At 38.8% G+C, this 11874-nt stretch carries 7 protein-coding genes and 5 pseudogenes; 6 read left to right on the top strand and 6 right to left on the bottom strand.

Annotated elements, in window-relative coordinates; all coding sequences use genetic code 11:
• Positions 1-22: 22 nt before the first annotated feature.
• Complete coding sequence (zipA, locus tag BTN49_RS09040) at positions 23-1045, bottom strand: cell division protein ZipA (RefSeq protein WP_097356913.1); 1023 nt, start codon at positions 1043-1045, stop codon at positions 23-25.
• 476 nt (positions 1046-1521) lie between these two features.
• On the opposite strand from zipA, the pseudogene BTN49_RS09035 reads away from it, so the two are divergent.
• A pseudogene (locus tag BTN49_RS09035) lies at positions 1522-2423 on the top strand (IS5 family transposase); the annotation flags it as partial.
• A 172-nt stretch (positions 2424-2595) separates the two neighbouring features.
• On the opposite strand, the pseudogene BTN49_RS16055 reads toward BTN49_RS09035, so the two are convergent.
• Positions 2596-2737: pseudogene (locus BTN49_RS16055) on the bottom strand (IS5/IS1182 family transposase); the annotation flags it as partial.
• Positions 2738-3061: 324 nt separating this feature from the next.
• On the opposite strand from BTN49_RS16055, the gene cysK reads away from it, so the two are divergent.
• From cysK to BTN49_RS09015, 4 genes and pseudogenes are all read left to right on the top strand, one after another.
• Complete coding sequence (gene cysK / locus BTN49_RS09030) at positions 3062-4030, top strand: cysteine synthase A (protein ID WP_097356912.1); 969 nt, start codon at positions 3062-3064, stop codon at positions 4028-4030.
• Positions 4031-4224: 194 nt separating this feature from the next.
• A pseudogene (locus BTN49_RS22465) lies at positions 4225-4368 on the top strand (IS982 family transposase); the annotation flags it as partial.
• Positions 4369-4523: 155 nt separating this feature from the next.
• Positions 4524-4907, top strand: a pseudogene (locus BTN49_RS18180) (transposase); the annotation flags it as partial.
• A gap of 143 nt (positions 4908-5050) precedes the next feature.
• Complete coding sequence (locus BTN49_RS09015; protein WP_146679330.1) at positions 5051-5380, top strand: transposase; 330 nt, start codon at positions 5051-5053, stop codon at positions 5378-5380.
• Between the two features lie 591 nt (positions 5381-5971).
• Here the strand turns inward: BTN49_RS09015 and BTN49_RS13275 are convergent.
• Both BTN49_RS13275 and BTN49_RS21070 read right to left on the bottom strand, forming a co-directional pair.
• Complete coding sequence (locus BTN49_RS13275) at positions 5972-6160, bottom strand: hypothetical protein (RefSeq protein WP_146679328.1); 189 nt, start codon at positions 6158-6160, stop codon at positions 5972-5974.
• Between the two features lie 332 nt (positions 6161-6492).
• Positions 6493-6657: an IS1-like element transposase gene (locus BTN49_RS21070; RefSeq protein ID WP_394336670.1), complete on the bottom strand. Its 165-nt coding sequence runs from the start codon at positions 6655-6657 to the stop codon at positions 6493-6495.
• Positions 6658-7564: 907 nt separating this feature from the next.
• On the opposite strand from BTN49_RS21070, the gene ligA reads away from it, so the two are divergent.
• Positions 7565-9577, top strand: a complete 2013-nt coding sequence (gene ligA, locus BTN49_RS09005) for an NAD-dependent DNA ligase LigA (protein ID WP_097356908.1) — start codon at positions 7565-7567, stop codon at positions 9575-9577.
• Positions 9578-10363: 786 nt separating this feature from the next.
• Here the strand turns inward: ligA and bcp are convergent.
• Together bcp and BTN49_RS21065 are read right to left on the bottom strand one after the other, a co-directional pair.
• Positions 10364-10834 (bottom strand): thioredoxin-dependent thiol peroxidase, encoded by a 471-nt coding sequence (bcp, locus tag BTN49_RS09000; RefSeq protein WP_097356907.1) that lies wholly within the window; start codon positions 10832-10834, stop codon positions 10364-10366.
• A gap of 445 nt (positions 10835-11279) precedes the next feature.
• A pseudogene (locus BTN49_RS21065) lies at positions 11280-11641 on the bottom strand (transposase).
• Positions 11642-11874: the final 233 nt, after the last annotated feature.

The raw sequence follows: 11874 nt of genomic DNA, 5'->3' as shown, positions 1-11874 counted from the left end.
AACGTTCATTCTAGCGGTTCCTCTATTGTTCGTGTAAATTAAACTCTTTGATCTTCTTTCGATAACAGTCCAAACGTTGTGGTGTCATCATACTGCGCCTATCGTCTGTCACCAAACCACCTAATTGGTCAGCAACTTGCTGAGCCGTTTTTAGCATTAATTTAAAGTTTTGTCCAGCGTCACCGTAACAAGGTAAGGTCATAAACAGGGTGATACCCTGTGTACTGAATTGATTAATCGTTTTTTGCGGGAAACTGCCTGGATTGAACATATTAGCTACACTAAACAGTATCTTTCCAGTATCTACTGGTTCAGCATGCCGATGAAAAATCTCCATTTCACCATAAAGCAGACCGTGTTGTTCAAGACTGTTGATGAGTTCTGTGCCGTCAAATTTCTGATTTTTGACAGCTTGTACATTCATGATCAGAACTAGCTCTTGGATTTTTTCCTGCTGCTCAGGATTTTTGGTATTTACCTCAACTTCCTTAGTAACAGTTGGTTCATTTTGAGGCTCTGAGATCGTTTTCTTTAATTTATTTTTTTCAGGCACATCATTATGGGACAAGGTGGCCTGATAGAAATCGATAGTAGCTTTCTTAGATACAACCGAGACACCAACCTGCTCAAATTCATCCTCCACATCAGTGGCAGAAAATGCTGGAAGAACGATCTTCTCTTCCTCTGTTACGTTGTAGGGTTTTCTATATCGATTAAAATCTACACTTAGTTCCACATCATTTTCTTCTGTAGAGACCCAATTCACATCTAGGAAGAGTGGATCGACGCTTGATCTATCATCAGGGTTTAACTCAAGCTCTTTCCTTCCTATTTTCTGCTTGTCAGCACTCACTTTAATAACATGAGTAGATCTGGTAACATCCTGATAAAATCTAGGATAATTCTTGCCAGTTCGCTTACCAAGCAGCTTTTCAGTAAACTTTTTAGGCTTTTCTTTCCTAATGATCCACAGACCATGGAGTAGAAGTGCTGTAATAGCTACAACTCCAACAACAATCAATACAAGGCGTAATTCCTGCATCATTAAATCTCAGTATTTATACAATTAGCAACGAGAAATCCTAGATCAACCTCAATCTAAACACCTTGGAACAAGCATTGCCAATGTTATAAGTTTTTTTGCTTATACTATAACAAAAAGCACACAAAAGTTAATGCTCAACCCGTAAGTATACCCAAAAGTACCTTTCCTAATCACATTTTGACAAAGCTAATACCAAAAAATTCATTCTTAGCTTAAATTACCCCTAAATTCAAGTTTCAAGTGTTCTATTTCCCAATCAAGCTACTAATACCACCCTTTTTTAAAATAATATAAGGGTGCTCTACAAGACTGTCTGCATGAACAATATCGTGCTTTTCTTCTTTTGAAAATTCAAAATAGGTACACAATTCGCTACTATTTCATGGAAAAATAAATATTTATGAAACTATCGCCACTGCTTTTCTCTATTCGCTCATGATTTGGAGTCACTAGCCCAGTGATTTTTTGATGTACTTGAACAATATAATCAAGCATTAGTAAACCGAGGCTCAGTCACTTTCTGGATAGATGTCGCTGCCATTAAGCATTAATGGCATGCCATTGTCTAAATCATCACGGTCATTGTGGCCGCGGGTTTATATTTTCGGATACCGCGATTAAAACGGCACTGATGGTGAAAAGTATTTTCAAGATCCTACTTTTGTGGATAATAAGGCCTTCTCAATTTGATTTTTACGTTGATGAATGTCCCGCTAAAATCTCCTACATACACCTGCATGAGTAAGCGTTCGAAGACCGTAAAAGTTAAGTACCATTTGCTAAATAGAGGAGCTATCACCCACGTTATTATTGATGCCACAGGCCTAAAAGTATACGGCAAAGGTGAATGAAAAACACGTAAACACGGTAAGTAGAAGCGGCGTATCTGCCGAAAACTTCATCTTGCCGTTGATGTGTCTACTCATGAGGTTGTTGCTGCAGAAGTTAGCTTAGTTTCTATGGGTGATAATGAGGTTTTACCTAGATTACTTAACCCATTACGACGAAAAATACAATAAGTCAGTGCTGATAGACCCTATGACACAAGAGCAGGTCATCACGTACTGAAAAATAAAGGAATAATGCCAAGTATTCCACTTCGAAGCAACGCGGGGTACGGGGAGGAGGGCGTCCTAAAAATGAAGCTATGAAGGCGTTGAAAGAGGAGAAACGGGTGAAGTGGAAAAAGGACAGGGGTTATCACAAACGCTTAGTAGCCGAAACAGAAATGTATCGCTATAAGCAGTTTCTCAGTCCTACACTCACTTTTCGTGATTATACAACTCAAGTTGGTGAAGCTCTGGTAAATATGAAAGCAATGAACAAGATCATAAGACTCAGTATGCCAGTTCGCCAACAGATAAATGAAGACTGTTAAAAAAGATTTTTGTCAGTGCATTGTAGGACTGATTTGATCAATAACTCCTCAATAAAGACCCATCTAAAGTCAACTATTTTTAGACAATTCCTCGAGAAATTTTTCTAGAATGCTTTTTTAGGCCAACGATTCAATCGTTGCTCCACTTTCCAAATGAACGAGGCAAATCTCACCATGGAATACCAGTTCGCATCCGATAGGGAATGACTTCAGAAGTCATTCTATGTTTTGGCTTGTCATAAACGCTCTCCAGTATTCTTCATTAATTGAAGTAATAATTCTCAGTGATTATCACTTAACAAGGTTCTAGGCAAGGTATTGTAGGCTAGGTTGTTTTTAGAGAAGTAATGATAACACTTCTCCGCGCTGTTCAAAATACACTCATTGAAGATTAACACGACCTAGTCAAATGATTCAGGCCGTGACTTGGTCATGTAGTTCATCTCTCTATGGCGTATCTAAGCTTAACTTGCTCATACCTTCCCGAGTTCTTTTAGCTCTTATCGTTTTCTAAATTTGAAACGTGTTATCTAAAATTAAATGTTTATCAATAAGATATAACTAACGATTATTTTTAGAATTAGAAAAAAAAGGATATGCTTTATATACATACTTGAGCAAGCTAAGGAACGAAGTAGATGGGTAAAATTCACGAAGATAATTCAACTACTATCGGTAATACACCTTTAGTAAGACTGAATCGTATATCTAATGGAAAGGTACTAGTTAAAATTGAATCTAGGAACCCTAGCTTCAGCGTTAAATGTCGTATTGGATCGAATATGATTTGGGACGCAGAAAAAAGAGGAAAGTTAAAACCCTTCGTTGAGCTGGTAGAAGCAACCAGTGGTAATACAGGTATCGCCTTGGCATATGTTGCTGCGTCACGTGGTTACAAATTAACACTGACTATGCCAACATCAATGAGCCTTGAACGTCGTAAATTGCTTAAAGCACTAGGTGCAAATTTGGTACTAACCGAAGCAGCAAAAGGCATGAAGGGTGCAATTGCGAAAGCTGAAGGAATTGTAGCGTCTAATCCAGAAAAATATTTACTGTTACAACAGTTTGATAACCCAGCAAATCCAGAGATACACGAAAAAACAACGGGGCCAGAAATTTGGGAAGATACTGACGGTACGATTGATGTATTCGTTTCTGGGGTTGGTACTGGCGGTACGTTAACCGGCGTTAGCCGCTACATTAAAAATACAAAAGGTAAAGCAATTACGACCGTGGCGGTTGAACCTACAGAGTCACCTGTCATTACACAAACCCTTGAGGGTAGTGAAGTACAGCCGGCATCTCATAAAATTCAAGGTATTGGCGCTGGTTTCATACCAAAAAATTTGGACTTGTCATTGATTGATAAGGTGATTCATGTTACTTCTGACGAAGCAATTTACATGGCTAGACGTCTGATGGAAGACGAAGGTATCCTTGCGGGTATATCTTCTGGAGCCGCGGTGGCAGCCGCAAACAAAATAGCGAACCTCCGTGAGTTTGCAGGTAAAACTATCGTTACTGTTCTGCCAAGCTCTGGAGAACGATATCTAAGTACTGCATTGTTTGCGGGCATTTCTACAGATCTAGAGAACTTACAGTAAACATATGCTTTCTTACAAGTAATCCCCCGTTCAATAATAAAATTTCCTATTCTATCTAACCTGAGTTGCGCGTAAGAAATGAACTAAATGCCCAAGTCGCGATCTGATCGTTTGAAAACAACTATAGCCTACATAAGGACTTGGGCATGAATAACTTAGACGCTATCTTCGTCAATGTCGACGACTTCTGCTAGATTTTCCTCCCTGCATGGAAAAAATATCCAATTTCTTCCGGTATCAAACAAAGAAACAAACCTTCTCGCCTCTCAGTTAGCGAAGTGATGACGATAATGATAGCTTTCCATCAATCAGGATATCTAGACTTCAAAACCTATTTCTACTTTGTTGGTTATATATTCAATAAGTTGAATGGTTCGTTGGTATGACAGGCAACCAAGTTATTGACTACTGCAGATGTCATGTGTCTTAACAAGGAGTTGTAATATATGAAAGAATTCATTTTCGAGATGGAAATAAACTTATTGAACACACTACCCATTTTGTTTACTTTTACCTCATTAATGAATTTCCTGAATTAGTCAACTACACGCGAATGCTCAAGCTCATGCAAGATGTTCTGGTTCCGCTTTGCTCTTACCTCACTCACCGTCAGGCAAGGTCGATAGGGATTACCTTCGTTGATTCATCCAAGCTACAGGTTTGTCAGAATCTACGCATTCTCAGACATCAGGTTTTTGAAGGTGTTGCGAAGCGAGGAAAAAGAATGATGGAGTGGTTCTACGGCTTCAAATTATACCTTATTATTAATGACTAAAGTGGCATTATCTCAGTTAAAGTGACGACGGCTAACGTGGATGATAATAAGCCTGTTCCGGAAATGGCCGACGAACTTTATGGCTGTTTATATGTAGACAAGATGTTGTTTCCCAAATAGCTAAACTAATTGTAATTCATACGATTAGATCATCATTGAGTTAAACGGAAGGTGATCATGGGAAAGGTGTTTCTAAGCTCCCACTACGTGGATTAAAAGACTTTCTCAATTCAGTTTTCACGTTGATGAATGTCCCGCTAAAACCCCTACATACACCTGCATTAGTAATGCGTTCGAGAACCGTAGAAATCAAGTACCATTTGCCGAATCAAGGAGCTATCGACCATGTCGATATTGATACCACAGGCCTGAAGGTATATGACAAAGGTAAATCGAAAACGCGTAAATACGGGAAGGAGAAGCGGCGGATCTGGCGCAAACTTCATCTTTCCGTTGATGTATTTACTCATGAGATTATTGCTGCAGAAGTTAGCCTAGTTTCTGTTGGTGATAATGAGATTTTACCTATATTGTTTAACCAATTACGACGAAAGATACAGTTAAGTCACTGCTGATGGATCCTATCACATAAAAGCATGTCACCACGTACTGAAAAACAAAGGAATAACGTCCAGTATTCCACCTCGAAGCAACGCGGGGTACTGGGAGGAATGGCATCCTAGAAATGAAGCTGTTAAAGGTGTTAAAATAGGACAAATTGTCGGAGTGGAAAAAAACAGGAATGATCACAAATGCTCACTTAGCAGAGACAGCAATGTTTCGCTATAAAATCAATCATATTTCCACTTCAGTGAACCCCTCGTTTTATAGCCATGAATACTAGGATGACGTCTTTATATTCCACATCGAAATGCAGCCGATTGACGTCTATCACATTAAGCATTTTTAATGTGCATCGTTCCTTCGTTTTGTTGCTATAGTGAATTGCGACGGCTTCGAGGGGGTGATTCTCGTATACCGAACGCCTAAACTAACACCCGTGGTATCCATACCGATGTGCGTCACATTATATCGCGCGCAAACATCCATCCATCTAGTCCAATTGATATTGAAAATTAAGTTCTCGGCAATAGTATTTTGCAGAATCCTGAAACAGTCAGATGGTGCAAAAGGCGGAGCGATAACGAGAATAAAAACCATATCAATTAACAACTATCAGAAGCAAATAAATCGAAGAATAAACCATGCCTTGGGTGGGAGAACCGAATCAACTCTGATAAGCAGGCTTCCGCCAAGACCATAAACCCAGAATATAAATGCTTCTGATTGGAGTGATTATGGAAAGGAATACGAAGTTGTTCAGGCAATGTTAAAACAACTCGCCGATAACTCATTCTAGGAAACAGGCGTCTCCTATTTTGACCATACTCTCCCGTACATAACGCTTTTCACATTACGGACAAGCTTTCCCCTTACCAACTAAAGTTAACTTTATATTGCCCTTCATCGCAACACAAGCATTGGTAAGTGGCAAAACCATTTTCTGAGCTTCCACACTTCAGCATCTTAGCGATTTCTGAATAATAATAATCGGTGTCATATCTGGGATAACTGGATAGGAATATTCCCAAAGTTGTAGTGAAAATACGTTTAAAGCGAAGCAGCTTCTATTTGATACCTTTGAAATTTATTCATGCCTTTAATCTGTTCAATCGTTTAAAATGTATCACAGATAGGGGCATGCCTTAAGCCCCACCACATATGGTTTCTGGGAGGGAATTCCTAGGTGAAATAAAACTTGGATAACCTCATTAATGCTGATATGTAGCACTCGAGAGGAGTCACGAATACCAGAATTATTCATAGCAAGTTCAACTTTTTGCTCTTTTATCCCTGCCTAACAAGCCCTGTATGTATATTTAAGCTAGAAGGTTTTGCAACATGCTCAATAATGATAGTGTTGGTGTCCACCAAGGTCGATACCATGCTTTTTAACCGTTTTTGTTTGCGGGCAAAAATGATATTTAACGGTAGTTATAATAATCACCATGCAAAAACAGGGCTTTTTATACGAAGAAAAATCTATTGAATATCTGACCGTATTTTGTTCAATTTCATCAATGAAAAGGTGTAGTTTGACAATGACGAAAACACATGAATTCTGGGGACAAAGTTAACTTGAAACAAGTACGTCCATCGGTGCTATACTATGCAATTGATCATGCAACAGCTAAATGTTGATCTTATACTGGGCTGGTAAGGACTCTGTGGTATTCAATAAGTGGGTCGAAGGTTCAATAAGTTAGTTCCCGTCTAGAGAATAGATTTTCTTATGGTTATAAATCCTATTAAGGATACATGAGATCTGTGGTAATGGACAAGTTGATTGCAAGTCATACTGACGAAGCCTTCAACTTATTAAGTATATAACCCTATGATCGGCTTGATATATCGACATCTGATGATGATATTTGTCATATCATCATCGTTTTGGAATAGAGACCTAGTCGTAGTGTTTGGATGATGATAGACACTATTTCTGAAAACAAATAAACGTAGAACTGATCGATATACGACTCTGTTTTACCTAAGAAAGACGTTTGAAATAACTGTTACGAAAATTAGATTTCAAGTCACTTGAGAGATCCATGTTCAACATCCATTGGACTTGCAGTAGAGATGATTTCTCGGAAGTATTTATTCATCCACGCTGAAAGCGTGGACTAGACTAGCTTGTCATTCCCTCTATTCACAGATTCATATTGTGTCGAGTGGTGAGGAGATACTAGGAAAATTTCATGACCATGGATACTCAAAGACAACTTCAAACGCTCAAAGATCAGCTTAACTATTATGGCCACCTCTACTATGTAGAAGACAAACCAGAACTCCCAGACGCAGAGTATGACCGATTAATGCAGGAATTACTAATGATTGAATCGGAACACCCTGAGCTTATCACCTCAGATTCTCCTAGCCAGCGTGTTGGAGGTCAACCTCTCAATTCATTTGTACAAGTACGCCACGAAGTCCCTATGTTGTCACTAAACAATGTCTTCAATGAAGAAGAGTTAAATGCGTTTAACAAACGCATAAAGGACAAATTGAATAATCATTTAAACTATACTTTTAGTTGCGAGCCTAAACTCGATGGTTTAGCTGTTAGCCTTATGTACGAAAAGGGAATGTTTGTTCAAGCTGTAACACGTGGTGATGGCTTCACGGGTGAAAACATCACTCACAATGTGAAGACCATTCGTAATGTACCCCTGCAGCTTCAAGGTATTGGCTGGCCGAATCGTCTCGAGGTTCGTGGAGAAGTCGTTATGCTGAAAGATGGCTTTATCAAACTGAATGAAGAAAACCTAAAAAAAGGTGAGAAAGCGTTTGTAAATCCAAGAAATGCGGCTGCTGGCAGCCTTCGCCAGTTTGATCCTAGAATTACAGCCATACGTCCACTGCGTTTTTACGCCTACTCTGTAGGCGTTATGTCAAAGGGATTTGGTGACTCACATGTAGGTAGATTAAAACAGTTACGTAAATGGAGTATTCCATTAAGTTTAGAAGTTAAAAAAGTTAAGGGGTTGAAAAATGTGATCTTTTACTATCAAGACATCATGCATCGTCGAAATAACCTACCGTACGAGATTGATGGTGTAGTGATTAAGGTTAACAATATTCTAATGCAAGAACAGCTTGGTTCTGTAGCTCGCGCACCTCGTTGGGCCATCGCGTACAAATTTCCAGCACAAGAGGCAATAACCACACTACTTGATGTTGAATTTCAGATAGGTCGCACTGGCATCGTCACTCCCGTGGCTAAACTAAATCCTATTTTTGTAGGTGGTGTTACAGTCTCAAACTGTACCCTTCATAATGCGGATGAAATAGTCCGGTTGGGTGTAAAAATTGGCGATACGGTTATTGTACGTCGAGCTGGTGATGTGATCCCTAAAATTGTGAGTGTGGTTGAGAGTAGGCGCCCTGATAACGCGAAACGTATTCAATTTCCTACTGAATGTCCCGTGTGCGAATCTCATATTGAGCGGATAAAAGGAGAGGTGATTGCCCGTTGTTCTGGTGGTTTAGTATGTTGTGCGCAACGTAAAGAAGCGATTAAACATTTCTGTTCACGGAAAGCCCTTGATATCGATGGGCTAGGTGACAAGATTGTTGAGAAACTTATCAAAAAAGAATTAATCCAAGCTCCTGCTGATTTGTTTAGGCTCACTGAGGGACAAATTACAATGATCGATAGGATGGGACACAAGTCAGCTCAAAACTTGGTTTATTCACTAAACAAAGCCAAAGAAACCACGTTACCTCGTTTTATCTATTCCCTTGGTATTCGTGAAGTTGGAGAAGCAACAGCTACTAATCTGGCTAATCACTTTCTTACATTTGAGGCGATCAGAAACGCATCGGAAGAACAACTGATGGAAGTGCAGAATGTGGGTGTAATCGTCGCTAAACATCTATCCTCTTTTTTTACCGAAAAACTGAATCAGGCCGCTATTGATGTTTTGATTGATGTAGGTGTCCACTGGGAGGATATTGAAGTGCCATATGAATATGTACCTTTACCATTGGAAGGTAAGGTTGTCGTACTAACTGGAAAGCTATCAACAATGTCGCGTAGTGATGCTAAGCTCGCACTTCAAGCTCTCGGGGCAAAAGTGACCGGAAGTGTTTCTGAAAGAACGGATTTACTGGTCGCGGGTGAGGAGGCTGGTTCCAAATTGATTAAAGCCAAGCAGTTAGGCATTAATGTATTAGATGAAGATGGCATAATGAAATTCCTCTCTCGCTAAATATTAGCGTTTAATTCTAATGTAGAGAATGATCCTATGTCCAATAAATCGCCATTTATGATAAAAGACTGCATTTTTTAATGAAATACTTTTTGGCTAATATTGACATCAAATGTCGTTGTTTTCCAGCAAACGCGTGCTGTTTGAAAATATGAAATTGGCAGGAGTACGCACTTCCATTACCAACTCTTCGAAAATACCTTCCAGCTTGGATATGCCGACATAACCTGAGTTGCGCATAAGAAATGAACTAAATACCCAAGTCGAGATTTGATTGTTTGAAAAAACTATCGACTGCAGAAAGACTCTGGAATGCAGATCTGAAGTTGATTTACTAATGTCAAACAAAACACATTTCCATATGATTATGACAGATAATGGTCAAGAGTGTGTTCATCATGAAAAGATAGCAAAAGATTTGGACGTTGAGATTTACTTTACCCAGCCTTGCTCTTCATGAAAACGAGGGATAAATGAAAATTTCAATGGGCTTTTGAGACAGTACGTAAAGAAAGAGGCAGACTATAAGAAAGGTCACGGATGAAGAAATTACCTTCTCTCAAGTAAGGATCAAACATCAGCTTAAGCAATGTTTAGGGTTTAAAAAACCTACCGTTATTTTTAAATAAATGGCATTAAGAAGCTAATTAGAAAGTGGCGCAAGTCAGACTTAAATTTAGACTTATACGTTCAAATCAAGAAAGCCGAGCCTTCAATTAATAGGCTCGGAAAAAACATGATTATACAGGTCTGATGTTCATTAAGAGTTTATTAAAATTGAGTAATTTATTCGACTTTCAGGGAGTTTATCACTATATTGTGATGATCTTTAGTTTTGAATTTATCAAATACGTGTTCCACGTTTCCGTCTTCGCCAATTAAAAAGCTCATACGGTGAATGCCGTCGTATTCACGACCCATAAATTTTTTCGACCCCCACACACCGAACGCTTCGGCAACTGCATGATCTTCATCGCTGAGCAAAGTAAAGTTGAGTCTATCACGCTCGGTAAATTGTAGCAACCGTTTTACCGGATCAGGACTAATACCTAGTACCACAGTATTGAGCGCTTCTAATTCGTTCTTGCTGTCACGCAATGAGCATGCTTGTGTGGTACAACCCGGTGTCATAGCCTTTGGATAAAAATATACCAATACTTTTCGTTTTCCTGCGAATTGACTGAGCGTCACTGAATGTCCATTTTGATCAAGAAGTGTAAAATCTGGTGCGGGTAGACCAGTAGTTATAATTTTCATATGTATTCCTAATATACTAACTAAATTACAGGTTGAAATCAGTAATTACTATTCGATCAATTCATGCGAATTGTTATGTGAAGGTATGATATTTAATAGAAAAGTTGCTAAACTTTCAATTACTTTATTACCGCCGATGTAAAAATAACCTACCTGAGACAAAATGTTCGTTCGTTCAACAAATAAACGACGGACTTTGATTAATCAATCTAAGATCTGTATAGGAGCTACTCCTTTAAACCAAGTAATTTTAAAGCTAGGCTATTTTTGTTGGAAGGTATAAGTAATGAGTCCAGCAATCAGGTTGACTATAAATCTCACACACCTGAAACATATTTTTTAGTTAATCAAAGATTGTCTCGATGCTCGATAGTTTTCTCAACATAAAACGATCCCAAAGATTCATCACCTTTTATTTCATTTTCTTACATGTATTCATGTTGATCTAATCCTGTGCTCGAGCGAGATTTGTTTCAAGGGGGCTAGAGAGATATCCTTGATCTCCATAGATGGCTCTCAAGAGATTATCCGCCATATCAACCACGGGGTTTCTGTTATCAACATTTGCTGTCGTTTCCTTTACAAAAATGATACTTCCTTGATCGTTGATGATATGAGGAAGTTTAAAGCATAAAACCCTCCCATAATCTCCTTATCTCGTTTAACCCTCCCCTCAAACACTTGATGCCGTGGAATACGTAAATTATGATAAACTTGTAGTTTGGTTGAATAAACGAACACGATACCAGCAAGTTTGGTTTGGCGTGAAGTCAGATAAGAGCAAAGTGGAACCAGAGCACTTTGCATCAACTTAAACACTCGCGTAGAGCTAACCAAATCATGGAATTCACCTGTTAGGTGACGACAGATGAATTGCGTGTAATATTTTTTAAAACCATGAAAACTTGATTGATGAAGAGATACAATAATCTTTATAACTTCACTGATTGAAAGGCGAGAAGGTTTATTTCTAGGATGCCCGTCCTCACAGTACTCCACGTTGCTTCAAGGTGGAATACTGGGCTTATTCCTTTATTATT

Origin of the sequence: Candidatus Enterovibrio escicola, from assembly GCF_002464935.1 — a bacterium.
In the GTDB taxonomy this organism is placed as follows: Bacteria; Pseudomonadota; Gammaproteobacteria; order Enterobacterales; family Vibrionaceae; genus Enterovibrio; species Enterovibrio escicola.
This window is presented reverse-complemented; position numbering and strand designations above follow the sequence as displayed.